At 47.9% G+C, this 26,324-nt stretch carries 15 protein-coding genes; 8 read left to right on the forward strand and 7 right to left on the reverse strand.

The window, feature by feature from the left end:
* Nucleotides 1–104 precede the first annotated feature (104 nt).
* Nucleotides 105–4,073 carry a glycoside hydrolase family 6 protein gene (locus D0C16_RS18485; protein ID WP_151033725.1) on the forward strand — a complete coding sequence of 1,323 codons (3,969 nt, stop codon included), beginning with the start codon at nt 105–107 and terminating at the stop codon, nt 4,071–4,073.
* Between the two features lie 25 nt (nt 4,074–4,098).
* Here the strand turns inward: D0C16_RS18485 and D0C16_RS18490 are convergent, their stop codons facing one another.
* Together D0C16_RS18490 and D0C16_RS18495 are read right to left on the reverse strand one after the other, a co-directional pair.
* Entirely contained in the window at nt 4,099–4,731 is a 633-nt protein-coding gene (locus tag D0C16_RS18490; protein ID WP_151033726.1) for a DUF6498-containing protein, read from the reverse strand.
* 113 nt (nt 4,732–4,844) lie between these two features.
* Nucleotides 4,845–5,846 carry a LacI family DNA-binding transcriptional regulator gene (locus tag D0C16_RS18495; protein WP_151033727.1) on the reverse strand — a complete coding sequence of 334 codons (1,002 nt, stop codon included), beginning with the start codon at nt 5,844–5,846 and terminating at the stop codon, nt 4,845–4,847.
* A 324-nt stretch (nt 5,847–6,170) separates the two neighbouring features.
* On the opposite strand from D0C16_RS18495, the gene D0C16_RS18500 reads away from it, so the two are divergent.
* From D0C16_RS18500 to aga27, 5 genes are all read left to right on the forward strand, one after another.
* Nucleotides 6,171–8,042, forward strand: a complete 1,872-nt coding sequence (locus tag D0C16_RS18500) for a sodium:solute symporter family protein (RefSeq protein WP_151033728.1) — start codon at nt 6,171–6,173, stop codon at nt 8,040–8,042.
* A gap of 165 nt (nt 8,043–8,207) precedes the next feature.
* Complete coding sequence (mgp130, locus tag D0C16_RS18505) at nt 8,208–9,389, forward strand: 4-O-beta-d-mannosyl-d-glucose phosphorylase Mgp130 (protein WP_151033729.1); 1,182 nt, start codon at nt 8,208–8,210, stop codon at nt 9,387–9,389.
* Nucleotides 9,390–9,393: 4 nt separating this feature from the next.
* Nucleotides 9,394–10,611, forward strand: a complete 1,218-nt coding sequence (locus D0C16_RS18510) for an AGE family epimerase/isomerase (protein ID WP_151033730.1) — start codon at nt 9,394–9,396, stop codon at nt 10,609–10,611.
* Between the two features lie 219 nt (nt 10,612–10,830).
* The gene (locus D0C16_RS18515; protein ID WP_225318753.1) at nt 10,831–12,189 is read left to right on the forward strand and encodes a cellulase family glycosylhydrolase; all 1,359 of its coding nucleotides are present in this window, start codon (nt 10,831–10,833) and stop codon (nt 12,187–12,189) included.
* A gap of 145 nt (nt 12,190–12,334) precedes the next feature.
* A complete protein-coding gene (gene aga27, locus D0C16_RS18520) occupies nt 12,335–13,549 on the forward strand; it encodes an alpha-galactosidase Aga27 (RefSeq protein ID WP_151033731.1) in 1,215 nt (404 codons plus the stop codon).
* A 55-nt stretch (nt 13,550–13,604) separates the two neighbouring features.
* On the opposite strand, the gene D0C16_RS18525 is transcribed toward aga27, so the two are convergent.
* The 5 genes from D0C16_RS18525 to D0C16_RS18545 all read right to left on the reverse strand — a co-directional run bounded on the left by D0C16_RS18525 (nt 13,605) and on the right by D0C16_RS18545 (nt 22,432).
* Complete coding sequence (locus tag D0C16_RS18525) at nt 13,605–14,882, reverse strand: GGDEF domain-containing protein (protein WP_191968544.1); 1,278 nt, start codon at nt 14,880–14,882, stop codon at nt 13,605–13,607.
* A 249-nt stretch (nt 14,883–15,131) separates the two neighbouring features.
* A complete protein-coding gene (locus tag D0C16_RS18530) occupies nt 15,132–17,270 on the reverse strand; it encodes an ankyrin repeat domain-containing protein (protein WP_191968545.1) in 2,139 nt (712 codons plus the stop codon).
* A gap of 183 nt (nt 17,271–17,453) precedes the next feature.
* Nucleotides 17,454–18,866: a PleD family two-component system response regulator gene (locus D0C16_RS18535; protein ID WP_151033734.1), complete on the reverse strand. Its 1,413-nt coding sequence runs from the start codon at nt 18,864–18,866 to the stop codon at nt 17,454–17,456.
* A gap of 149 nt (nt 18,867–19,015) precedes the next feature.
* Nucleotides 19,016–20,734, reverse strand: a complete 1,719-nt coding sequence (locus D0C16_RS18540) for a bifunctional protein-serine/threonine kinase/phosphatase (protein WP_151033735.1) — start codon at nt 20,732–20,734, stop codon at nt 19,016–19,018.
* A 222-nt stretch (nt 20,735–20,956) separates the two neighbouring features.
* Nucleotides 20,957–22,432, reverse strand: a complete 1,476-nt coding sequence (locus D0C16_RS18545; protein WP_151033736.1) for an MFS transporter — start codon at nt 22,430–22,432, stop codon at nt 20,957–20,959.
* 635 nt (nt 22,433–23,067) lie between these two features.
* Between D0C16_RS18545 and D0C16_RS18550 the strand changes: the two genes are divergently transcribed.
* Together D0C16_RS18550 and D0C16_RS18555 are read left to right on the forward strand one after the other, a co-directional pair.
* Nucleotides 23,068–24,534, forward strand: a complete 1,467-nt coding sequence (locus D0C16_RS18550; RefSeq protein ID WP_151033737.1) for an MFS transporter — start codon at nt 23,068–23,070, stop codon at nt 24,532–24,534.
* Nucleotides 24,534–26,261, forward strand: coding sequence for a bifunctional protein-serine/threonine kinase/phosphatase (locus D0C16_RS18555; protein ID WP_151033738.1), 1,728 nt, complete (start codon nt 24,534–24,536; stop codon nt 26,259–26,261). The genes D0C16_RS18550 and D0C16_RS18555 overlap by 1 nt, the downstream gene beginning before the upstream one ends.
* Nucleotides 26,262–26,324 lie beyond the last annotated feature (63 nt).

Here is a 26,324-nt window from a genome sequence, read left to right on the forward strand (position 1 = left end):
TTTTCCGGTGCGTAACTCGATAATGCGCTCCGCATCGCATCACCATGCCTTCATCGCCTGCTGTATAGGCTCTCTGAGTAAATCACCTTGTAATCGAGGGAATAATGAAAATCTCAAAAATTCCGTTGCGGCGTTTTGCTGCGACTTTTTGTGGAATGCTGGCACTGCATTCTGCTTCCAGCTACGCAGCCCGCTGCGAGTACGTTGTGCAAAGTGAATGGAACAATGGCTTTGTTGCCGCTGTGCGAATCACGAATGACGCTCAAACGGCAATTAGCAGTTGGTCTGTTTCCTGGCGTTATACCGACGGTTCAACCCGCACTGGAGGTTGGAACGCCAACATTAGCGGAAGTAATCCTTATACCGCGACCGGCATGGGCTGGAACGACCGGATAAATCCCGGGCAGACGGTTGAGTTTGGTGTACAGGGCAATAAAGGTGTGGCTAACGCGCCCGCCCAACGACCCAGTGTAACGGGCAGTGTGTGTAGTGGTGCGGTTTCCAGTATTCCATCCTCCAGCAGCAGTGCGCGCACGTCGAGTAGTTCATCAGTCCCGGCAACGAGCAGCTCGGCGGTATTCACTTCCAGTAGCATAGCGTCTTCAAGTTCGGCCGTTTTCACGAGCGTATCGCGATCATCCAGCTCAATTTCACTGTCTAGCTCGGTTGCATCGTCCAGCTCAATTGTATCGTCCAGTTCAGTTCTTTCTTCGCATTCAGTTGCGTCCTCTAGCTCAGTTGCATCCTCCAGTCTGGTGTCGAGCAGTATGAGTTCGCGCACAAGCAGTTCGGTCAGTTCAATCGATGCACATCCATTGGATAATCCGTTTGTGGGTGCGCGCTGGTACATTGATCCCAACTGGTCAGCAAAAGCCCGTGGTGAAGTTGGTGGCGATAAAATTGCCAACTACAACACCGCTATTTGGATGGATCGCATTGGGGCGATAGATCCTGCAGAAGGCTTCGGTTTGCGTGATCATTTGGATGCAGCTCTGGAGCAAGGCGCGAACCTGATTCAGATAGTTGTTTATGACCTGCCCAATCGCGATTGCCATGCACTTGCGTCTAACGGTGAATTGACCCAGGGACCAAACGGAAGCGCGCGTTATCGCAGTGAATACATTGATGCAGTGGCGAATATTTTCGCTGATAGCAAATACCGCAATCTGCGCATTATTGCGATCATTGAACCTGACTCATTGCCCAACCTCGTGACGAATCTAAGTGATCCTGATTGTCAGCTCGCGACCGATGCGGCGCATGGGTATATTGCCAATACGCAGTACACGCTCAATAAACTGTCGCAAATTCCAAACGTCTACAGCTATGTGGATATCGGCCACTCAGGTTGGTTGGGTTGGGATGATAACTTCACTAAGGCGGTTACTTTGATCGCCAATGCAATCAAAGGCACCACCAATGGTGTGCGCTCCATTGCCGGCTTTGTGTCTAATACATCGGGTTACACACCTGTGTACGAACCCTTCCTGGACTCGTTGGCGAATAGTGCTATGCCGGGCAGCGGTGGTGGCACTCAGGTGCGTCAGGCAAAATTCTATGAGTGGAATCCGCACTTTAGCGAAGTAGCGTTTGTGCAAGCTTGGCGAACCAAAATGATTGCGGCGGGATTCCCTCAATCTATCGGCATGTTGGTCGACACCTCGCGCAACGGATGGGGTGGTCCGAATCGTCCAACAGCGCAATCCACCAGTACCCAGGTTGATTCCTTTGTCGATCAATCCCGCGTTGATCGTCGTATCCATCGAGGCAATTGGTGTAACCAACCCGGTGGTATTGGTGAGCGCCCACAAGCCACGCCTGCACCGGGTCTGGACGCCTATGTTTGGGTGAAACCGCCAGGTGAATCTGATGGTGCATCGTCCCTGGAGTTGTCGTTTGATCCACTGGATCCGGCCAAGGGCTTTGATCGCATGTGCGACCCAACGTACACCTTTACCGAAGGCAATAATTCCAACCTGGGCACAGGTGCCCTCGCCAATGCCCCGGTTGCAGGCCGTTGGTTCCCGGAAGCGTTCCAATTGTTGGTGAGAAATGCATACCCAAGCCTTGATCCGGTCTCCAGTGCAGCATCCTCAAGTTCAGTACGCAGTTCCATCAGTTCTATGCGCAGTTCCAGCAGTCTGGTAATCAGCTCATCGCTCTCGAGTACGGCGCTTTCAAGTTCTGCGGCGTCCAGCTCGGTGCGGGCCACAAGCTCTGCCGTTAGCTCGAGTTTATCGTCATCCAGGGCAAGTTCGTCGGTTCTAAGTTCGTCGGCGAGCAGCATGTCAGTGCCAGCGTCTTCCAGTGTGAGATCCTCGTCCAGTAGCTCAGTGTCGGATGTGGTTCGCACCGACTGCCCCGCTGCGCCACCTGCGACTCAATTTGGCTCCTGGGCGCCCTACAACACCAATGATGAAGCGCAAAAGGTGGTGAAAAATTATCGCGAGCTGATGGTGAAAATGCCGGCCTTCAATAACGGCAACATCGCTTTGCCGTATAACCTCTATCAACCATCACAGGCTGCTGCCAATCCACAAGCGAAATATCCACTGGTGATTTATTTACACGGTGGCGGCGAGCGCGGTAGTAATGAAGAGCATTTAACATCGCGCCACGCGCTGCCATTTTTTGCATCGAGCAATTCGTTGTTAACGCCGGAAAATCGCCAAGGCAAACCCGCTTATATTGTTGCGCCCCAATGCCAATGTGAATTTTATAGTAACGAATGGTCATCAGGTGGCGGCGCTCCTTTCTCTATCAGCGGCAACCCTTCTCGCTATGGCAAAGCCTTGACGGATTTAATTGAGCACCTGAAAACGATTTATCAAATCGATCCTGATCGCATTTATGTCACCGGCATTTCCATGGGCGGTGGTGGCTCCTGGGAATTGGCCGCGCGCCGGCCTGATTTAATTGCGGCGGCGGTACCTATGTCGGGGCATCCAGTTAGCAGCAATCACGCGCAAGCTGTTGCCAATTCCAAAGTGGTTATTTGGTCACAACAGGGCGAAGGCGATGAAAATAACTCCGTGACTGATACCGAAAATACGGTGAGTGCAATTCGCACTGCGGGTGGTTGTGCGACCATGAATAAATTTCCGCGTGGCACTACCGCCATGGTAGATCCAGGTGATCCACCAAATGGCAATGACTTGCAGCACACAGTATGGATGCGCGCCTATATGAATCCGCAACTGTGGGACTATGTGTTCTCCATCAAGCGCGCGCACACCGGTGTGATGACTAGCTCCAGCTCGTCCAGCATTCGCTCCAGTTCATCGGTTAGCAGCTTGGTAAGCAGTAGTATGTCGAGCACTTCATCCCTGAGTAGTGTGGTGAGTTCGTCGATTCGCTCGTCGAGTTCTTCGTCGCTGCCAAGATCCTCATCCAGTTCCAGCATTGCTGACCGCAACTTGTATATCGCGCCCAAGGCGCAAGTGGCTCCAGTGATAGATGGTGCAGTGGACTCTGTGTGGGCGCAGGCGAGTTGGGCACCGATCAACGTATTCTGGTTGGGAACTCAATCTAATCCAAGCGCCGCCGATTACACCGGTCAATACAAAGCCCTGTGGGATCAAAACTATTTGTATCTGTTGTTCGATATTACCGATGATCGCATCTACGATCGCACCCGCGATGCGTTGAGTAATTATTGGGAAGATGACACGGTAGAAATTTTTATCGACGAAAATAAAAATGGCGGTCAGCACCAGTACAACACCAGTGCCTGGGCGTATCACGTCAGCACCTATGGCGATGTTGTGGACTACACCACCTCTGGACCTAAATTGTTGAATGACCACATAGATGTCCGCATGGTCAGCAACGGCGATAAACATTATTGGGAAATGCGCGTGCGTATTTACGGTGAGAATTATTCAGATTCTCTGGCAAATACTCCGCTGACGCTCACAGCCGGTAAGTTGATGGGATTCTCTGCCAGTTACATCGATAATGATGGCAGTGCACAGCGCGAAAGCATGATGGGCTCAGTGGATACCCAGGGTCACAAAAACAACCAGGGTTATTTGGATGCAAGCGTATTTGGCTCCATGAGATTGGTTGAATAATCTGTGTATGAATGAAAAAGCCGCCTCACAAGGGCGGCTTTTTTATAGCTCTGGACCATTGATAGACATCATTTACTATTTTCAGTGCAATCAACAACAACAGCCCGCCAATTGGATTATTGTTTTCCGCAATAAAAAATCCACCTCCGATAATTGCGAAGTGCAAAACGACGATACGTTTGTAAGGCGCGGACATTATGTGCTCGACTTTTTCCTCGCTGGGCCAATGGGTTATTGCATCGCGCAGCCAATCAATTAATTGATAACTGGCCAGTGCCAACAGCGGCCAGCCAAGTTGATGTTGGCTCACAATCAATGCAATTAAATAAGTGATATCACCAAATTGGGAGCGATACTGTTCATCGGGTGCGAAGAACAACACAATAAAACATCCATGGGCCAGGCAAAAAATGCCGTAATGTACGCTGAAAAGAATCGATGGAAATATCCGGCCAGCAACTTGTGAGAAATTCTGGTAGGGGTAAGCCATCAATTTTAAAACGGTGAAGACGCCAATGATTAAATTTTCCAGCCAATATAAAAAAATCAGGTCGAAGCTTTTCCAGTCCCAATAAAAAACTCCATAAGCAGGCACCAGGTTGAGTAAAATCAAGCTGGCAAGAAAGATAAAATTGTTACCGCGTGTTTGATTGCTCATATCGAAGTTACCCGTAACTCGGCATTGATTATTGTTGGTTGCCGTTAATTACTTGCCGCCAATAAAAAGCGCGCCATTAAGCGCGCTTTTCGTGTTTTTCATAACAACAGTAATTATTTCTTGCCCGGCACTGGCCCCGTACTTTTACGAATAATAAATTCTGTTGGCAAAACGCATTCGCGCTGGCTCAGCGGTTCACCCTCAATTACTTTCAATAACATATCCATTGCCATCTTGCCCATTTCTTCCGCCGGTTGCGAAATGGTGGTCAGGCTTGGGTCCGAGTATTTGGCGTAGGCGATGTCGTCAAAGCCGGTCACGGAAATATCTTCAGGAATACGAATGCCCTGGCTCTTCAGGGTTTGCATGGCGCCAATCGCCATTTCATCGTTCATGGAGAAAATTGCCGTAGGGCGATTTTTCATGTTGCAGAACTGGAAGGCAGCGTTCAGGCCGGACCACATGGTGAAGTCGCCTTCGGCAATCAAATCTTTTTCAAAGGGAATGCCCGCTTCGGCGAGCGCTTCTTTGTAACCCTCAAGACGATCGATTGCGTGGGGGTTGTCTTTTAAACCGGAGATAACGCCGATGCGTTTGTGCCCGAGCGAAATCAAATAATTCACCATGCTTTTGGCCGCACCGCGGTTATCGATACGAATCGCCGGGCCGGTGGTGTATTCGCAGCCGCAGGCATTCACGCAGGGGACATCGGCGGGGATGTTGTTCTGGCTCTTTTCCGAGCTGGGACGCAGTTGCACTATGCCATCGGCAAGACGAGTTTCCACACGGCGGATATATTCCAGTTCGCGCTCAGGAGTGCCGCGCGTATCGCCCAGCAGTACGGCATAGCCTTTCTGGTGAGCACGATCCTCCAGGGCGCGGATGAACAGCGAGTAAAAGGGGTTGGCGATATCGGGAACCAGTACCACAACGGCATAGGCGCGCGCCGAGCGAAAGTTGCGTGCGAGCATGTTCGGTCTATAGCCGACTTCGGCAATTGCCTTGTGCACTTTATCCAGGCTTTCCGGGGAAACTTTCTCAGGGTTGCTGAGCGCGCGCGACACAGTAGCTACGGAAACACCCGCCAGACGGGCGACATCGCGAATATTGGACATAAAAGTGACCTTAGGGGAGCCGGTAAAGAGCTAGTTGATATTGAATTTATTGGGGTTTTGCTTATTTGCGTGAAAATTTACTACAGCGCGCCAAAAGAGACTAGAAAAAAAACATGTAAACGGTTACATTAGCCTTCTATGACGAACCTTATGGTCGGCTGTGCTATATCTTGGCTGTGAAAGGTTTGTCGATTGCAGTTCCCCTGAGTCTCAGTCCTTACCGGTAACTCCGGAAGCTACTGCACGGATGTGCTGGGCCAGAAAAGAAAAGCGATCACCTCGTCCACTGAATTGGCGATCCACATAATAAATTGGTGTGTGTTCATGAATCTTCCTTTGCTGGATATAGCGATTATTCTCGCTTACGTTGTAGCAACTCTGGTGGTTGGCTTTTGGATTTCCAAACGAGCATCCAAGGATATTAAAAGTTATTTCCTGGGAGGTAATAAGCTTTCCTGGTGGCAGTTGGGCTTATCCAACGCCTCAGGGATGTTCGATATTTCTGGCACTATGTGGATGGTGTATCTACTCTTTGTCTATGGCTTGAGTAGCGTTTATATCCCTTGGTTGTGGCCGGTATTCAACCAAATTTTCCTGATGATTTTTCTCGCCAGCTGGCTGCGCCGTTCCGGTGTAATGACCGGCGCTGAGTGGATAACGTTCCGTTTTGGTGATGGTAAGGGCGCGCGGCTTTCGCATTTGATTGTGGTGTTGTTTGCGCTGGTCAATGTGATTGGTTTTATCGCCTATGGATTTATCGGGATTGGCAAATTTGCGGCAGTATTTATGCCTTGGCAACTGTCGTCCGATCCGCACATGAACGATGTCTTTTACGGCTTGCTAATCACCCTGGTAACCACCGTTTATGTGGTGAAGGGCGGTATGTTCAGCGTGGTGTTTACCGAAGTGTTGCAGTTCATCATCATGACGATTGCCTGTGTGGCGGTGGGGGTGATTGCAATGCAGCGCGTTTCGCCCGAGTTGCTCGCGAGCCTGGTGCCGGCGGATTGGAATCATTTATGGATGGGTGGCAGTCTGGATCTGGATTGGTCCAAACAATTGGCCGCAGCCAACGATAAAATTCTCGCCGACGGTTATTCCCCGTTTACCGTATTTTTTATGCTGGTGTTGTTTAAAGGGATATTACAGAGCCTCGCTGGCCCGCAACCTACGTACGATATGCAGCGTGTACTCTCGGCTAAATCACCCAAAGAGGCAGCCAAAATGAGTGGCTTCGTTTCGCTGGTGCTGTTGTTTCCTCGCTATATGTTGATTACTGGTTTGGGTGTCCTGGCTATCGCATTGTTTATGCCGCAGTTGAATGCCATGGGTAAGAATATCGATTTTGAACAAATCCTGCCGATGGTGCTCGCTGGCGATATTTTGCCGAGCGGTTTATTAGGTTTGTTAATTGCGGGCTTGCTCGCCGCGTTCATGTCGACCTTCGCTGCAACCGTGAATGCGGCGCCGGCTTACGTGATTAACGATATTTACAAGCGTTACATCAATCCCAATGCCGACGCCAAAACCTATGTCAGCATGAGTTATTTGGTATCGATTCTATTCGTTATTTTTGGGGTGGCGATTGGTTTTTTCATTCCGAGTCTCAACCAAATTATTGGATGGATAGTGAGTGCGCTTTACGGCGGCTATACCGCGGCAAATTTACTCAAATGGTATTGGTGGCGCTTTAACGGCTTCGGTTATTTCTGGGGCATGGTAACCGGCTTCGCGATAGCCTTCCCGTTAATTTTTACCGATGTGTCGCCAATCAAAGCCTTCCCTTTTATGTTTCTCGCCTGCGTGGTGGCCTGCGTGGTTGGCTCATTGTTAACTGCTCCGGACGATATGGATGTCCTGAAAAAATTCTATCTTAAAGTTCGTCCTTGGGGCTTCTGGGGGCCGGTGCTGGCCGCGGTGCAGCAAGATTACCCACAGGTGCAAGCGAATAAAAATTCTGGCCGCGATGCCATCAATGTGGTGGTGGGCGTTGTGTGGCAAACCTCGCTAACGGCGGCGCCGATCTTTATGGTGATCCAACATTGGCAGGAATTTGCGATTGCTATGGCGGTGGTCATTGCAACCAGCATTTTCCTGTGGATTAACTGGTATAAAAAACTGGAAGACTATCCAGCGGATACTCCGGCAGATGTACTGAAAGGTACCAATGACGAGCACCTGCTCAATAAAAGTTAAGTGAATAATTTGCGCTGCAGCCAGCTGGGTTGTTAATGGCTGCGGCGAAAAAAATTTAATATCAGTTGTAATCGATTACTTAAATGCATGGTGCTTTTTAAGTAATGAATATGAATTTGGGCGAACATTAGTAACATCAGAATTTGACTCATTGGAGTAAACAATATGAGCAGCTTTAACGACAAAGCCAGAGCGCTGTTGCAGCAGCACAATGCATTGGTAACCAAAAAAAATAGCAAGAAGGCAAATGGCAATGGCATTTACGATTGCTATGAAAACCCTATCCTGACTGCTGAGCATGCTCCCATTTTCTGGCGCTACGATTTAAATGAAAAAACCAATCCATTTTTGATGGAGCGTCAGGGGGTAAATGCCGCATTTAACTCCGGTGCCATGTTGTGGAATGGAAGGTATATTTTGGCAGTGCGCGTAGAAGGTGTAGATCGCAAATCTTTTTTTGCCATCGCTGAAAGCCCTAACGGCATCGACAATTTCCGTTTCTGGGATTACCCCATCACCATGCCGGAGACCGATCGCCCGGATACCAATGTGTACGATATGCGGTTAACTGCTCATGAAGATGGCTGGATTTACGGTTTGTTTTGTACCGAGCGCAAAGATGAAACTCGCCCGAACGACACCTCGGCAGCAGAAGCGCAATGCGGTATCGCTCGCACTAAAGATTTAATTACCTGGGAGCGTCTGCCGGATTTGATTACCTATTCCGGCCAGCAGCGCAACGTGGTCCTGCATCCGGAATTTGTGGATGGCAAATACGCGCTCTACACTCGCCCACAAGATGGTTTTATCAGTGTGGGCGCCGGTGGCGGCGTGGGTTGGGGCTTAACCGACACCATGACCAATGCCGAAGTAAAATCCGAAGTCATTGTGGACCCCAAGGTGTATCACACCATTAAAGAAGTTAAAAATGGCCAGGGCCCCGCGCCCATAAAAACCGCAGAAGGCTGGTTGCATTTGGCACACGGCGTGCGCAACACCGCGGCCGGTTTGCGTTATACCTTGTACATGTTCATGACTGAGCTGGAACGCCCCTGGGTGATCAGTCACCGACCTGCCGGTCATTTTATTGCACCCCACGGCGAAGAACGTGTGGGCGATGTGTCCAACGTGACTTTCTCCAACGGCTGGATTGTGAATGAAAAAAATGAAGTGTTTATTTATTACGCCTCATCCGACACGCGCATGCATGTTGCGACTTCTACCGTGGAAAAGCTGATCGACTATTGCAAAAACACCCCGGAAGATGGCCTGCGTTCAGCGGCATCCGTAGCGGTGCGCAATGAATTGATCAGTGCCAATTTAAAAGTGTTGAATGAGTTGGTGTAACCGCATGAATGCAGTTGTATTGCCGGCGCGTTTTGCGCCGTTGCCGCAAGAATTTCATGCGGAATTAATTGCCATTGCCGACTGGTGGGCGCAGCATGCACCCGACCAGGCGCAAGGTGGTTTTTACGGAGAGATTTCCGCGGATAACCAGCCAGTAACGCAAGCGAGCAAGGGGATTATTTTAAATGCGCGCATCCTCTGGTTTTTTAGCGAAGTCGCGCAAGCAGTGGATAACCCCGATTATCGTCGTAATGCGCAGCGCGCTTACGATTACATAGTTGCACATTTTGTCGATAGCGAATTTGGTGGTGTTTATTGGGAGTTGGATGCAACGGGCCAGCCCATCAATACCAAGAAACAAATCTACGCCCAGGCATTTACCATTTACGCGCTCTGCGCCTATTACCAGTTAACGCAGGACGAGCAGGCCTTGCACCTGGCGCAATCCTGTTTTTCCTTAATTGAGCAACACGGTATTGATCGCGCGCGCGAAGGATATTTGGAAGCGTTTACGCGCGAATGGGGTGTGATTGCCGATTTGCGGTTGAGTGAAAAAGATCTGAATTATCCCAAATCACAAAATACCCATTTGCATATTCTGGAAGCCTATACACGTTTGTATCAGGTTGATAAACGTGAATCGGTAAAAGCAGCCTTGCGTTATAACATCGAGATGTTTGATAAATACATGATCGATAGAAATACGCATCATCTGCGCATGTTTATGGATCTGGAGTGGAAAGACTTTTCGCCCGGTTATACCTACGGTCATGACATTGAAGCCAGTTGGTTAATTGCCCAGGCATTGGAGTCGCTGGGTGATGATGCTTACACCGAGTTTCTCACTCCAACTTTGCTGAACATCGCCGAAGTGACCTTGCAAGAAGGTATTGGTGCATACGGGCAGGTGCTGGACTCTTACGATTTTGCTACTCAAGCCGTGAATGTCGATACCGTCTGGTGGGTGCAGGCAGAAGCACTGGTTGGATTTTTGTTCGCCTATGCAATGACCGGTGAAACGCGTTATTACGAGGCTGCAAAAAATATTTGGCAATTTATTAAAACCTATCAAATCGACCATAAAAATGGTGAATGGTTTTGGTTGTCCAGTTTGCAGGCCCGTGCAGCAGATGCTTACTACAAGGTCGGTTTCTGGAAATGCCCTTATCACAATGGGCGCGCGATGTTGGAAGCGGTGCGCTATTTGCAAAAATTGGCTTAAGCAGAAATATTATGAAAATTGCCGTGTGACCCATAAAAAGTCATCCGAACGGCGAATCAAACCGGTAAATTTTTACTAAGGAAAAACGATAGCTATTTGCTCAATGGCTGTCGTTTTTTCTGTTTGTAATGCAGGAAAATATTGTACGCCCATGGGCGGGCAAGAACCGGATAGTCTGCTAGATTTACTACACCGAAAAGCACTCAACGGGTAATTGGAATGAAAACAATAAGCTACTTTAAAACAGCAAGATATATGGGGATTTGGGCGGCGATCCTGAGTTTTGGCTTGAGTTCTGTCGCATTGGCGGCGGAACCAAAAAAAGCGGACGCGTATCAGGCGTTTGTAAAAGTGAAAGGTACACAGTTTGAAAAGTCGGGCAAACCCTATTACATCGCAGGCACCAATATGTGGTACGCCGGTTATTTGGGTGCCGCGAATAAAGTGGGTAATCGCGCTCGTCTTGCCAAAGAATTGGATACGCTCAAAGCGCTAGGCGTCAATAATTTGCGCGTGCTCGCTGTATCGGAAAAAAGCGATATTAATTCGGTGGTAAAGCCGGCGACGACCAACGGATTTGGCAATTATGATGAGGAATTATTAAAAGGTCTGGATTATTTTATGGCCGAAGTGGCCAAGCGCGATATGACGGTAGTGCTCTACTTGAATAACTACTGGCAGTGGTCGGGCGGTATGAGCCAGTACATGAGTTGGGTTGATGGCAAGCCCATGCAAGATCCTAACGTCACTAAAGATTGGGAAGGTTTTATGGCGCGTTCGGCCAGCTTTTACCAAAGCACCAAAGCTCAGGACGAATATCGCAAAACGATTAAGAAAATCGTTACGCGCGTAAACACAGTCACGGGCAAAACCTATGCGGATGACGCGGCCATTCTGTCCTGGCAATTGGCTAACGAACCGCGCCCGGGTAATTCCAATGCGACAGACAAAGAAAAACAAATTTATGTGGATTGGATTAATGGCGTAACTTCGTACATTAAAGAGTTGGATCCGCATCATTTGGTGAGCACCGGCAGCGAAGGTTTAATGGGGTCAGTACGCGATGAAAAATTATTTATCGATGCGCATACCAGTAAGAATGTGGATTACCTGACTTATCATATGTGGATTCGCAACTGGGGCTGGATTGATAAAACCAATTTTGCCGGCACTTGGGACGCGGGCTGGGCGAAAGGTGAAGAATATTTAACATCGCACATCGCAATTGCTAAAAAAATCGGCAAGCCAATTGTGTTGGAAGAATTTGGTTTGGATCGCGATGCGGGTGCTTATGATATTAAAGCCACCACTCAGGTGCGCGATAAATTTTATCAGCAAGTCTTTAACGTGCTTTGGACGCCGATGAAAAAAGGCGAACCCATTGCTGGTTATAACTTCTGGGCCTGGAACGGTGCAGCGCGCACTAGTCGCCCGAATTACTGGTGGCAGGAAGGCGATGACTACATGGGTGATCCACCCCAGGAAGAGCAAGGTATGTATGGTATTTTTGATTCCGATGCATCAACGATTGCGATCATTAAAGCCTTTAACGCGAAGATTCACAGTTTGAATAAATAATTGTTTATCGTCGCTCGTAAAAAACTGCAATTTCGATTGCAGTTTTTTTTACAAATCCATTAATTTGTATGATTAGTAATATTCAATAAAAGCAACGATATTTATAAAGCTGCAATTTTAATAGAGCAACAACAGGTACTCTCTCATGACAAAAAAACTACTTCTCTGCTGTGGCGTTATTGCCTCGCTTTTATTGGGTGCGCAGGCCCATGCACAAAAATTTGATCAGCTTGCCAAGACGCCGCAATTGGGCTGGAACAGCTGGAATACCTTTGGTTGTAACGTCGACGAAAACATGATTCGCGAAATGGCTGATGCCATGGTGACAACCGGCATGAAAGACGCGGGCTACCAGTACATTAACGTGGATGATTGCTGGCACGGCGAGCGCGATAAAAACGGTTTTATCCAGGCCGATAAAAAACATTTTCCGTCTGGCATGAAAGCGCTTGCCGATTATGTACACGCAAAAGGTTTGAAAATTGGTATTTATTCCGATGCCGGTAATACCACTTGTGCCGGCCGTCCGGGCAGCCGTGGCCATGAATATCAGGATGCCATTACTTACGCGAGTTGGGGTATTGATTACGTGAAATACGATTGGTGTGATACTAAAGATATCAATCCGGTTTCTGCGTATTCAACGATGCGCGATGCGCTGCATAAAGCTGGTCGCCCGATTTTATTCAGCATTTGCGAATGGGGCGATAACAAGCCCTGGGATTGGGCCAAAGATGTTGGCCATTCTTGGCGCACCACTGGCGATATCTATCCCTGCTGGAATTGCGAGCACAACCACGGTTCCTGGTCGTCATGGGGCGTGTTGCCAATTCTCGACAAGCAAGCCGGCTTGCGCAAATTTGCTGGACCCGGTCACTGGAATGATATGGATATGATGGAAGTCGGCAATGGTATGACTGAAGACGAAGATCGCGCACATTTCTCGTTATGGGCCATGATGGCATCACCGCTAATCGCGGGGAATGATTTGCGCAGCATGAGTGAGGCCACCAAAAAAATCCTCACTAATAAAGATATGCTCGCCATCAATCAGGACAAGCTGGGTGTTCAAGCAATGAAGTGGATTGATGATGGCGACATCGAAATCTACGTCAAACCGCTGGAGAAAGGTGAATTCGCGTTTCTGTTCCTGAATCGTGATGATGTTGCGCGCGATTACACGCTGGATTGGGCCTTTCACTACATGAAAGACGATATCAGCAAGCACGAAATTTTCTTCGACCAGAAGAAATTCAACTGGCGCGATATTTGGAATACGGCCAAGGGTTCAACGGCAGAAAAATACACCACAAAAATTCCTGCACACGGTGTAGTGGTGTTGCGTTTGACTCCGCAATAATTGTTTTAGAACGGTAATAATCAAAAGCCAGGAGGATTTATCCTACTGGCTTTTTTTATTTATCGTTTGTGTCGGACAATACGATGCAATTACGCCCCATATTTTTGGCTTTGTAGAGCGCTTGATCCGTGCGTTTGAACAGATGGTCAAAGTCTTCACTGGCTAGGGCAACACCTATTCCCACACTGACTGTCATTGGAATTGCCGCGCTGTTGTAAAGAATATTCGCCGATTCAATAGAGAGGCGAATTTTCTCCGCGATGAGTAGTGCTTGTTGAGGATTGGTATTTTCGCAGTAGAGGACAAATTCCTCTCCTCCCCAGCGAACAAACCTATCGGCGGCACGGGTGTTGTTGTGGATAATTTTTGCGGTTTCACGCAGCACAACATCGCCAGCGTCGTGGCCATAGCTGTCATTAATGCGTTTAAAGTGGTCGATATCGATAATCATTAGTGTAGTGTTCGATTCCATTTTTCCAGCGGGTGAACGTTGCCCCATGTCGGTAGCAAACCCATTGCGATTAAGTGCGCCTGTTAATGGGTCTGTATTGGAAAGTAATTTGTAGTGCTGCGATTCCTGCTGCAGGTCGTTAGAGTAAAGGGCAAGGGTCGATAAACGTTGCGAGTCATTGCGAATACGTTTTTCTTGTTGCATTAAATGGCGAGTAATAAAAAATAAATTGGATAACAGCCACAGCAAAGCCACACCCAAATACCAGGATTCTGCTTTGAAGCGCTTGCCGTGAATTTCTACATATTCAAGTTGTAGTTCGTGTGTGCCAGGTGCGATGGGTGGAACCAGGTCTATGCCTATATCAACTGTGCTGCCCTGAGAAAAATTGCCCCAACCCCGGTTGTCGATGACGAGCAATTTATTGGCATCACTCGCCAAAATACTCACTTCCAGCCCTTGCAAGGTTTCTTGTGTATCGCCATTGGTGTGTGCCGGTTTGAAATTGTGCAGCTTCAAACGCAAGCGATGGTTATTTCCGTGATACCGAATTTTTAATTCAATATGTTGAAAATTGGAATAATCAATTCCATTCTCGAATTTGTGAAAGTTAATGCTTAAGCCACAGTAAGGGGTTTCAGTAACCGGGGTGGTCGCAGTACAGGTAAAGTGGAACGCCGGTTGGTTAACCCAGTTGGCCGTTGTTAGTCCGCCCTTTTCCCCATCGAAAAATAAATGCGATTCATGGCCGAATCCCGGCAATATGCGAACTTTTCGATCGGGCAAGGCGAAATAGGTAAGTATTGCCACTAACGCAAGCACCGTTGATAGAAACAGAGCCCGGTAGAGCAATATTAGTGAGGATTTTGACGTTTTCTGCATTCGCAACTCCCATCCTGAACAGTCAATAAGTGTAGACCAATCTAGTATGTCCAAGGGCAGTGCAGCCGAAGGTAGGAATACAACACAACGATAAGCCATGAGTTTTAGCATGGCTTATCGTGTGGGGGCGAGACATTTGGTCACTATTGATTTGAAGAGGGTATTCGTAACTGATACAACATGCAGGTATGCCTCAAAGTAGCGCTTACCAATAGAATTAGATGAGAATCCAGCCTGATTATCTCTGTATCAAAGACTATTTAAATAATTCGCTATCTCGGTTTTGTTCGCTTGTTTCGCGTAATCTGCCGCGCTATCGCCATTGTCGTCTTTTGCTGAACTATCTGCGCCGTTCCGAATTAGTAGCTTTACCATATCCAGTGATGCATGTTGGGCGGCGTGCATTAATGGAGTTCGGGCTTTCCTATATATGCAATAATAATCCGTGGAGTGGTCCTGTGCTGCCTCGTAATCAGTTTTTGATTTGTACTTATGATTTAAATTTGCGCCTTTTGACAATAAAAACTCGGTTAATGCGATGTCATTATTTTGAATGCTGTAAAATAAGGGGGTTTTTCCAAAACTATTGGCATAATTAATATCTGCCCCCTTTTCCAAAAGAATCGTTAATAATTTTTTGTTATGCAGTGAATAAAATATAGGAGATTCATTGCCAAAATTTAAATCCTGATTTTTATCAATCAACACACTAATTAGATCATCAGGGTAATCATTGACTAATGCGTAATTAAGCGATGTTTGGAAATCAACGATAGACTCAGGGGTTGGTTGTGTTGAATTGATTCCGTTAATGCCCTTGCTTTCATAAAGGCTTATTAAATTTGGTTTGGTGGCTTCTATTGTTCCTGAGCCTACAGCATAATTTAGTAAGGCAGCTATAGCCGCCTTGCTGAAAGCCTCTGGCTTCCCGGTGTTTTCATTTGAGCGCAATTTTAAAAAATCTTGAAGTTTAGCGTCTAAAACAATCAGCTCTTGGTTGAAGTCGAAAGATAGCTTCCTGCTAAAGGGCTCTATTTTTGACCAGTTATCGAGATTTTTAGCATCTTTTGGTTGTTCGCTCTGATACTTTTCCATATACATTTCTGGAGCGTAAGCCGCCATAGCTCTTTTATAAGAGGCTACTCTGTTTTTTACATGGATCAATGATCCATAACAATAAGGCCCCGTATTGGGTGGGTGGCGAATTTCTGAAGCTAGAGAAAATGCTTTTTGCGCGAAGCTAATATTGTCAATTATTAGAGGGCAGTCGTTAGCTACACTCGTCATGTTGCTGTTTGCGCCTACGCCGAAGTCCAGTTCGCGATTGAATACAAAATCTGGCGCTAGCAGCATTTCCTCGCAGCTTACAAAGTCATCAAATAATAAGATGTCTCCGAGTTCCACGCGCAGGTTTTTGCCATTTGCTGACCATGTTCCTGTTGAGTAATAAATATGGTTGTCTTTCTTACTGTGTATTGTTAAGTTAAAACGCTCAATCTGTTTTCCTGAATCGTCAAAAACTTCAACTAGTAATCGTTCTTTTATAGTGCTTGCTTTTATGGCTAGTTTTCCCTTCCATTTTTTAAACGCTTTGTCATAGAAATAGCTGCCGGTATAACCATCATTCTGATAATAAAGCACCATGGTTATTGGGGTTTTCTCATCAATATAACCTTTGAGCCAGATGGGTTTTTGATAATTGGGTTCTGGATTTACAGCGGCTTTATCAAACTTAGTGGTTATCTGTTCATTTGAACCTGTCAGCTCTCTTTGCAATTGATTCCTTTCGTCATACGGATAAAATGTTTTGTTAAGCTTGGTGGAGTCAATGCTATTTAATAAGCTTACTGCCTGATTCACATTTAATGTGAAGAATGGAAAATACATAGATTCTGGAGCTTCGTCATATCGAGTTAAAAAGCTACCTTTGGCTAGCCGAGCTAAATCCATTAATGCATTCTGGTCACCATTTTGGGTCGCTTTTTTCAGCCAAAATATATAGGTGTAGTAGTCAACCGGTTCCAGTTCGGAGGCCCATCTATATTGATTATTGTGTATGCGGGCAAAAACAAATTGAAATAAAGGTATATTTTTTTCTGCAGCGTATTTGATTGCTGATTTGTTAAATAAATAGGTAGATTTTTGGGTGTCAGGGCTTTTGGAAGCTAATCCAATCAATGAGCTATCAATAATTGATACCAGGTCTTCAATATCCTTGTCAGCTTTGAGGCAAGCATCTATGGTTGCAAAAAAGGAAGCTGGCGAACGTTCGAATTGCTCCTTTTGTAGTGTTTCCCATGATTTTCGTAAGCTATCGCTGATGCACGCTGTTTCCGCATGACAGTAGGAAGATAAGAGTAAAAAAATAGAAAGAATTCCATATTTCATTGTTTTTTCCTTGGGTTTTAAATTCAGCATGATCTTGTTTGATGATTTTTTTGGCAAGATTAGCGTTGCTGCATTTGAAAAGTAAACAAAGGTGGGATGAATAGGGCGAAAATTATTGTGGACTTTGGGTGCTCAGTAAAAAGCCAGCTCCCGAGAGAGCTGGCTTTTTAATGTGCGCTGGTGTTATTGCTCATCCGGAATCAGCGTTAGCTCAATCCGGTTATTGTTTTGCGCGATGGTATTCCAGTCGCGGGCGCTGACGGTGGGGATGCGTTCGGGGTAGGTGTCCGGGCCTTCGGCGGTGCCGATTTGTAATTGCAGTGTCGAGTTGGGCGTGCGCGTTAAGTTGCTGAGAATCATATTGGTTTCGCGCATGTATTCATCCATCACTCGCTCCAGCATATAAATTTCGCTGGAAAGCATGCAGTCACCCAGGGTGGCATCCGGTTTGGCGAGTTGTGCAGTGCCCATGTTGTCGATGGCTACACAAAAGTTGCCCACAAAAATAGTCACTTGGGCGGTACCTTTAAAACCGTTGCTGGCAATGCGATGCAGCAGTTCGTGCAAGCGCAAGACGGGTTTTGGATCAATGGTATTTTGTTTAAAAGTCAGCGCGCCGTTTTGATTAAACGTCCAGGCGAGGTCGCCAATAAAATCGTTGTTGTTAGTGGTGAGTGCAGGTTGCGGGCCGATACCGGCATTTTGCAATGCCGGGGAAATTAATTCCGGCTCTTTATTTATTTTGCTGGTGACATCTTGCAGTTGTTTGCCCAGTTGCTCCTGTACTTGCGAGCTTTGGTTGAGTTGCTGGCTAATTTGTACCAGGAAATAGGCGATTACCAGCAGCGCGGCAAAGGATAATAATTTACTGGTCACCGACCAGCCGCCATTTTGTTTTGGTTCTGGCGCAGGATCGGGGCTTGGTAACGCTTGGGGAGCTGGCTGCGGTTGATTTTGCAAAATGTCGTTGAGTTCGTCGCGAATAGTTTTACGCAGGCCTTGCAGCTCGCGTACTACGCGTGAGGTGATAAAACGGCGGTTATCTTCGAGCGTGTGCTCCATATGGCTGAGGCGCAATTCCAGATTGCGCGCTTGCTCCAATGCAACCGGGCTGGGTGTGCGGCGCTCGATGCGATGGTTGTTGATGTCCGTTACCTTGTTGGCAGCGGCAATTAATTCGGCGCTTTCTATTTGTTCGTGCGTGGTTTCTTGTCGTTCACCGGGATAAATGTGGATGGTCTCCATCACTTTGGATAAATCTGTCGCGTTGATGGTGTCTTTGCTGACCACATCCAATGCGCCGAGTGCGCGTGCTTGCCCGGTGTAAACATCGCCGCTTTGGGCGGTGTACATGATGACCGGCACCATCGCGGTTTCCGGGTGGGATTTAATAATTTGCAGCGCACGAAAGCCATCCATTCCCGGCATGGTGTGATCCATAAAAATCACATCGGGTACATGGTGGGCGAGATAGCGCAGTGCAGCTTCACCGGTGTCGGCGACGTCAATATCCAGCGGATAGCGGCGCAGCATTTTTTTTAGGCGATATTGGGCAGTTGTCGAATCGTCAACAATCAGGGCGCGCTTGTTAGCCATGGTCAGGTTCCGTAGTCGGTATTATGGGTAGCGAATACTTTTTCGGTGATTGTTTGGATGTGATTGTTATTTGTTCAAAAGGATAGCAAAGAATTGGGTGCCAATGGGCAACCCAAATCACAACCCGGTCAGGGATTTAGCGGATTTTTTTAATGGCGTGAAAGAAATGCGATCGCTGCCGCAATCCAGCCGGTAATAGCGAGGAATTTCCACACCTTGTCCGGGTGAGTTTCCATCAAGGGTTGCGCGCGCGGGCTAAGCCAGTTGGGGTTGGGGCGTTTTAAATCCTGTAACCATTCGCTCAGGGCTTCATAGCGATGCGCGGGGTTGATGCTGAGGGCTTTTTCCAACGCTTTGTCCAGCCAGTAGGGCACCAGCGGGTTGTGCTTCATCGCGGAGATGTAACTGAGGTTTTGGAAGCTTTTTAGGTCCATGGCTTTGCTGTAAGCACTGCCGTAAGGCAGTTTGCCGGTCAGCATTTCATAGAGCAGCACTGCCAGTGAAAATTGATCCGAGGCTTCGCTGGCGCTGCCGCCATAGCGATATTCGGGTGCGGAGTAATCGAGCGTGCCCAGGATATTATCGCGCGTAAACGGTGTGCCTGCTTCTTGCACACCGGCGACCCAGCAAGAGCCAAAATCGACAATCATCGGGCCCTTGCCGCTAATAACTATATTGTCTGGTTTCAGATCCTGGTGAAGTGTTTCTTTACGATGGAAGGCGCGAATGCCGCGAATTAAACCTTCGGTGAGTTCAACCGCATCCAGGATAGATAAAATGCCGCGCTCTTTTAGCAATTGCGTGAGCGTAGGGCCGGGAATATATTCGGTGAGGTAATACAAACAAGAGCGCGCTTCCGACGCGGGAATGACCCGCACTACTGCCGGGCTGTGAATGCGTGCACCTATCCAGGCTTCCATCACAAAGCGCTCAATAAAGGCTTTATCGTCCTGATAAAGTTCGGACGGCGTTTTCATCACCAGCAAATGATTTTTTTCATCTTCGACCAGGTAAACCTGGCTGCGGGTTGATTCGTGCATAATTTTTTTGATGCGCAAACCATCAAGGTTTTGCCCCGGAGACAACACGGGTGGAAAAGGCAGGCGCGACAGCACTTGCACGGCGTCATCCTGCCCGGCAGTGCCTAAATTTTCTACGCGCAAAGCCTGAATACTTAAATTGTCTTCGCTGTTGTGATGCAACGCGAGGGGTAATGCCTGGTTCACTAAGTCATCCAGATTTTCGCGCTGGCTAAGAATCAGGTTTTTGAATTCTTGTGCCGGAATAGCTTCATGAATGCCATCGCTGGATAAAATAAAAATATCCCCGCGCTGCAATTCGAAGCTATGCATATCCACTTCTAAATAGGGATCCGCGCCCATTGCACGGCTTAAATGTGTGGTGTGTTTGTCTATGCGCTGAGTGTGGTCGCGCGTAAGCAGCTCGAGGTTGTTATCGCGCAAACGATAAACGCGGGTGTCGCCTACGTGAAAAATAAAAGCGGTGTCACCTTTTAATATCAGCGCAGAAAATGTCGTGAGGTAGCCTTCGCCGTAAATAGAGTTTTGGCTGCGTCCCCACAAGCTGGAATTTAAACTTTGGATAACACGCACGGCGGATTGTTGTGTGCGCCAGGTATCTGGTGTGGCGTAGTAGTCGCTGAGAAAACCCGCAATAGCGGTTTGACTGGCTTCACGCGCAGCCTTGCTGCTACTAACGCCATCGGCAATGGCAACTGCTATGCCTTTGGTGGTGAGTAAATTACCTTCGGGAATGCGAGCACCTACAGTGTCCTGATTCTCTGGCTTGCGTCCAGCTTCGCTTTTTTGTGCAAAGGAAATATGCAGAACTGATTGCAGGTGATCCATATTTTTTGTCTTTTACAAGAAGGTTTTTTAAAAAATGTAGGGGCGCAATTTATTGGGCGTGATAAATCACACCCCTGCGGATATCACACCATGTAGGGGCGCAATTTATTGCGCCCTGATATTTATTGCGCCCTAATTTATTCGCCCGATAAAAACTGTATTCGGAAAAAGCAAAGGGCGTGATAAATCACGCCCCCAGGGTTCACTATTGCGCTTTCGTAATTAACTTACTTCAATTTTGTGCAAAGAGCCATCTTCATTCACTTCTACCACATGGCCTTTAGGTTCTTTCAGGAACTGTACAAACACCAGTCCAATCGCTGCGGCGCCTGCGAGCATGTAGAAGAATGATTGAATATCGATAAAGGTATTCATGGTCAGGAAAAACAGCGCACCGGTGTTGCCGTAAGCACCGGCAAGGCCAGCGATTTGGCCGGTCATACGACGTTTGATCAGTGGCACTACCGCGAATACCGCACCGCAACCGGCTTGTACAAACAACGAGCAAACAAATACTGCCGCAAAGGCAACGTACAGCGGCCAGCTGGCATTGATTTGTGACAACAGCAAATAACCAGCAGTTACACCGGCCAGAATCAAGGTCATGCTGAAACGGCGACCGAATTTATCGCTCACCCAACCGCCACCGGGGCGTGCCACCAGGTTCATAAACGCGAAGGAACCGCCGAGCATCGCTGCCTGGGTGACGCTCAGACCAGTGAATGTCGTCATAAAGAAGGCTGGCAATACTGATACCACGGCAATTTCAGAACCGAAGGTCGCAAGGTAAGCCCAGCTTAAAATCGCCACTTGCTTGAATTCGTATTTGTCGTGTTCAGCGGCACCGTTTTTCAACATGTCTTTGTTCACGCGATAAATTTGCGAGAATTGGAAAGCAAACAAACCGATCAGCACGACATAAAGTATGTAAGTGGTTGCTTGACTCAGCAGCCCTAAATTGGTGGGCGACATTTTCCACGCAAGTACCGCTAGGATCAGGTACATAGGCACGTTCATCATGACGTAGAACACGAAATCTTTTTTGCTGGTTACTTCCAAACCGCCGGATTTTTTTGGTTTGAAATAAGTAGAACCTTTCGGGGTATTACGCACGGTCAAATAGAAAGCCACACCGTAAACCATCGCAATAATTGCGGCGGTGATCATCGCATAGCGCCAGCCATCAACGCCGCCAAAAACGTGGATCGCTAAAAATGGAAGGGTGAAACCTGCAGCAGCGGCACCGAAGTTACCCCAGCCACCGTAAACACCTTCTGCCAGGCCAACCTGACGCGCCGGGAACCACTCGCTCACTAAACGGATTCCAATAACGAAGCCAGCGCCTACAAAACCTAACAGGAAGCGGAACAGCGCCAATTGCTCGTAGGTTTGTGCGGTAGCAAAAGCGATTAACACCGCACCCGAGAGAATCAACAACACTGAATAAATTGCACGTGGACCAAATTTATCCACCAAGCTGCCCACTACAATTCGTGCGGGAATGGTTAGCGCTACGTTCAGGGTTAACAGTGCCGCCCATTGTTGTGGCGTCATATTGAAAGAGGCGGTGATCAGCGGCTTGAGCGGTGGCAAGCTGAACCACATAACAAAGGTAAGAAAAAACGCAAACCAGGTGAAGTGCAAGGTTGCGACGGATTTGTTGGAGAAATCCAGCAGGTTTAAACGATGTGAGCTCATGGCATGGGTTCCGGCAAATTATTCAGCATCAGCAGAGGATGCACCGCGATAACACAGGGGGCCGCTCTGCAGTAGGAAGCTCGATGGCTTCTGGCAGGGGTTCTGCAACGGCTATGCCAAGCTTTTAGTCAATGCGTGGAATGACGTAATTGGTGCGCTAAAAACGCGCTCTTCTAACCAGCAGGTGTATTTGGGTGCAGAAATAGTTATTTGGTGTGCGCCAAATAAACGCCTGAAAATCAATATTTGATTCCGAATGGTGCAGTTGTGGTGCTGATAACAGCTCTGCCCCGTTTTGGCGAGCAAAAGTGTGTCGTTGAGAATAGATGATCAGTGTCTTGCCAGTTGATGAAGCAGTTGTGCGCAGGGCTAGCATATCTCCTGCCGATAAACTCCGGTATTTTCAGGGGTTTCCGCAAAGAAGATAACCAAAAGTGTGCGAGCTTGGTGTTCGAATTTGCGCTTTTTTGGGTGAGTGTAATGGTGCATGGTGCTCGATTGGTGTGCTTTCCTGTGCCTTTTTTGCCGAAGTTTTAATCTGGTGCATAAAAAATGTGAGTAAAGATAACAGGGTTCGCTGTTGTGGCTTGGATATTGCTGTTTGCGCCTCATAAGTTAACAGTGAGGCTCTGGTGATGAGTGAAAATAGTGCAAAACTGAATGTGTTTTCGTTTGTGGGTAAAACAAGGATCCTGCACCTGACCTGGGTCGCCTTCTTTATTACCTTTATCGTGTGGTTTAACCATGCGCCCTTATTGCTTGCAATCCAAAGTACCTTTGGCTTAACCGAACAGCAAATCAAAACCCTGCTGATTCTCAACGTTGCCCTGACTATTCCCGCGCGGATTGTTGTGGGCATGCTGGTGGACTCTTTTGGCCCGCGCAACGTTTATTCCTTGCTGTTAATCGTCACCGGCTTCCTGTGTTTATTTTTCTCGCTCGCTACCAGCTTTGAAACTCTGGCACTCGCGCGTTTTTTATTGGGTTTTGTGGGCGCGGGTTTTGTGATTGGCATTCGCATGATTAGTGAGTGGTTTCCTGCACGCCAAATGGGGTTGGCGGAAGGAATTTATAAAGGCCTGGGCAATATCGGCTCGGCCGCTGCTGCAATCAGCCTGCCGACCATTGCACTGCTCGTGGGTGGGGATGATGGCTGGCGCTATGCCACGGGCCTGACCGGTTTAATCGCCTTCGTGTATGCCTTTATTTATTATTTTTCGGTGACCGATACTCCTGCGGGGTCCACCTATTTCAAGCCGAATAAATCGGGCGGATTGGAAGTGACCAGCAAAAAAGATTTTGTCTTGTACCTGCTGGTGAATATTCCTATGTACGGCGCACTTGCGCTGCTCGCGTGGAAAGTGAATACACTCGGTTTAATTACCGCAACCACTATGTACGTGATAGATGCTGTGCTAGTGGCGATCTTTTTATTACAGTGCCGCAAAATTTATAGCTTGAACCAACAGTTGTTTAGCAAGCCGGTTGATAAGTTGCAGCAATATAAATTCAAGCAGGTGGCGATTTTAAGTCTCGCCTATGCGGTGACCTTTGGTTCTGAACTGGCGGTAGTGTCCATGCTGCCGATGTTTTTCCAAAATACCTTTGCAATTCCCGTGGCGTTGGCCGGGGTGTTCGGTGCTTGCTTCGCCGCCGTGGATATTGCCTCCTGTCCATCCGGTGGCTGGATCAGCGATAAATTTGGCCGCAAAAAATCGCTGGTGATTTTACTGATCGGCGCGGCAATCGGATTTTTTGTAATGTCCAGTATCACCAAAGATTGGCCGATTGCGTTCGCGGTCGGTGCCATGATGTGTAGCTCGTTCTTTCTGGGCTCAGCGGCGGGCTGTGTATTTGCAGTAGTGCCTTTAATTCGCCGCAGCCTCACCGGCCAAATCGCGGGCATAGTAGGCGCTTACGGCAATATAGGCGCTGTGGTATTTCTCACGGTATTTTCATTTGTGAGCACGCCGGTATTTTTCCTGACCATTGCCGCAAGCATTGCAGTTACGGCCATGGCGGCAATGCTGCTCGATGAGCCGGCGACCAAAATGTTTGAAGTGCTACCGGATGGCCGAGTGCAAATGGTGGAAATGCACTGATGAACGAATGGCACCTGAACAGCAATTTGAGTTTCACTGTCGGGCAATTTTCGTCCGCTGGGGTGAAAGCACAAAATGAAGACGCGATCGGGATTCGTATTCCCGAAGGTATGTTGCTGGATACCAAAGGTGCGGTAGCGATTATCGCCGACGGTGTCAGCGCCGCTGAAGCGGGGAAAGAGGCAAGCGAAACTTGCGTGCGCAATTTCCTTGCCGATTATTTTTCCACGCCCGATACCTGGACGGTAAAAAAATCTACCACCCAGGTATTGGTCGCTTTAAATCGTTGGCTCTATTCGCGTGGGCAACATTTTCGAGAGGCGCAAAAAGGTTACGTCAGTACCCTCAGCAGTATTATTTTTAAATCCCAAAGCGCACACATTTTTCATGTGGGCGATTCGCGTATCTATCGCTTGCGCAACGGCAAATTCGAACAGCTCACGCGCGACCATCGCACCATCATTAGCGCCGAGCAATCCTATTTAGTGCGCGCCATGGGGTTGGATGTTTCGCTTGATGTGGATTGCAAAACCATTGACGTTGAAGAAAATGATATTTATTTGCTCAGCACCGATGGCGTGCACGATTTTGTCAGTGACGAGCAACTTGCCCGCGCACTGCAATCGGCAGGTGATGATTATGAAGCTCTGGCGCAACACATCGTGGCGCTGGCCGCTGCCAATAATAGCGATGACAATATCAGTTGTCAGGTGTTGCGGGTGGATTCGTTACCTAAACAAAATGTCGATGACGCCTGCCAAAAACTCAGCGCACTGCCATTCCCGCCGCATTTGAATCCGGGTATGGTGGTTGATGGCTATCGCGTGGAAAAAGAACTGCACGCGAGCAGTCGCAGCCAGGTGTATCTGGTAAAAGACATTGAAACCAATCAAATGTATTGCATGAAAACGCCATCGATCAACTTTGTCGATGACCCCGCCTATATTGAACGCTTTATTTTGGAGGCCTGGATCGGTAGCCGCATCCACAATTCCCATGTAGTGAAGGTTATTGCGGCGAATAAAACCAAAAGCTGTCTCTATTATTTAATGGAGTATGTGGATGGCATTACCCTGAATCAGTGGATTAAAGAAAATCCGCAGCCTTCGGTGCAAGACGTCATTTATAAAGTTGAACAGATCAGTAAAGGCCTGCGCGCGTTTCATCGCCGCGAAACCTTGCATCAGGATTTGCGCCCGGCCAACATTATGGTGGATCGCAACGGCGAAATTAAAATTATCGATTTTGGTTCCTGCTTAGTGCAGGGCATTGTTGAAATCAGTTCGCCTATTGCGCGCGAACGCATTTTAGGAACTGCAGAGTATTCGCCACCGGAAACTATTTTGCATGGTAAGAGCGATGAAAAATCTGACTTGTTTTCGCTCGCGGTGATTGTGTTTGAAATGCTCACGGGCAAGCCGCCCTTCGATGGCAAGCTCGGTTCCTGTCGCAGCGAGCGCGCCTATTTAAATACCCGTTACACCTCCACCTACGAACTCAATCCACTGGTGCCCTTTTGGGTCGATGGTGCGATTCGCAAAGGCTTGCGCTATGACCCGGAGCGTCGCCACGGTGATGTGTCAGAATTTTTGCACGAGCTGCAACATCCCAACCCCAAATACAAGCAACACTATCGCGCACTCCTGCAAGATAAAAACCCGGTGCGCTTTTGGCAGTATCTCTCCGGCGGTTTGTTTGTGGCGTTTTGCGTGGCGCTGTATTTTTAATTATCCCTCCGTTGCCCTTGGTGATGCGAGGGCTATCCTGTAGTATCTGCACCATAATCAAAA

This window comes from Cellvibrio sp. KY-GH-1, assembly GCF_008806975.1.
Lineage (GTDB): Bacteria > Pseudomonadota > Gammaproteobacteria > Pseudomonadales > Cellvibrionaceae > Cellvibrio.

What these genes read in the sequence shown, in the direction of transcription:
- D0C16_RS18510 (WP_151033730.1), top strand. Translation starts at nt 9,394, where the DNA reads ATGAATGCAGTTGTATTGCCGGCGCGTTTTGCGCCGTTGCCGCAAGAA.
- D0C16_RS18545 (WP_151033736.1), bottom strand. Translation starts at nt 22,432, where the DNA reads ATGAGCTCACATCGTTTAAACCTGCTGGATTTCTCCAACAAATCCGTC.
- D0C16_RS18490 (WP_151033726.1), bottom strand. Translation starts at nt 4,731, where the DNA reads ATGAGCAATCAAACACGCGGTAACAATTTTATCTTTCTTGCCAGCTTG.
- D0C16_RS18485 (WP_151033725.1), top strand. Translation starts at nt 105, where the DNA reads ATGAAAATCTCAAAAATTCCGTTGCGGCGTTTTGCTGCGACTTTTTGT.
- D0C16_RS18540 (WP_151033735.1), bottom strand. Translation starts at nt 20,734, where the DNA reads ATGGATCACCTGCAATCAGTTCTGCATATTTCCTTTGCACAAAAAAGC.
- D0C16_RS18495 (WP_151033727.1), bottom strand. Translation starts at nt 5,846, where the DNA reads ATGTCCAATATTCGCGATGTCGCCCGTCTGGCGGGTGTTTCCGTAGCT.
- aga27 (WP_151033731.1), top strand. Translation starts at nt 12,335, where the DNA reads ATGACAAAAAAACTACTTCTCTGCTGTGGCGTTATTGCCTCGCTTTTA.
- D0C16_RS18515 (WP_225318753.1), top strand. Translation starts at nt 10,831, where the DNA reads ATGAAAACAATAAGCTACTTTAAAACAGCAAGATATATGGGGATTTGG.
- D0C16_RS18535 (WP_151033734.1), bottom strand. Translation starts at nt 18,866, where the DNA reads ATGGCTAACAAGCGCGCCCTGATTGTTGACGATTCGACAACTGCCCAA.
- D0C16_RS18550 (WP_151033737.1), top strand. Translation starts at nt 23,068, where the DNA reads ATGAGTGAAAATAGTGCAAAACTGAATGTGTTTTCGTTTGTGGGTAAA.
- mgp130 (WP_151033729.1), top strand. Translation starts at nt 8,208, where the DNA reads ATGAGCAGCTTTAACGACAAAGCCAGAGCGCTGTTGCAGCAGCACAAT.
- D0C16_RS18530 (WP_191968545.1), bottom strand. Translation starts at nt 17,270, where the DNA reads ATGAAATATGGAATTCTTTCTATTTTTTTACTCTTATCTTCCTACTGT.
- D0C16_RS18525 (WP_191968544.1), bottom strand. Translation starts at nt 14,882, where the DNA reads ATGCAGAAAACGTCAAAATCCTCACTAATATTGCTCTACCGGGCTCTG.
- D0C16_RS18500 (WP_151033728.1), top strand. Translation starts at nt 6,171, where the DNA reads ATGAATCTTCCTTTGCTGGATATAGCGATTATTCTCGCTTACGTTGTA.
- D0C16_RS18555 (WP_151033738.1), top strand. Translation starts at nt 24,534, where the DNA reads ATGAACGAATGGCACCTGAACAGCAATTTGAGTTTCACTGTCGGGCAA.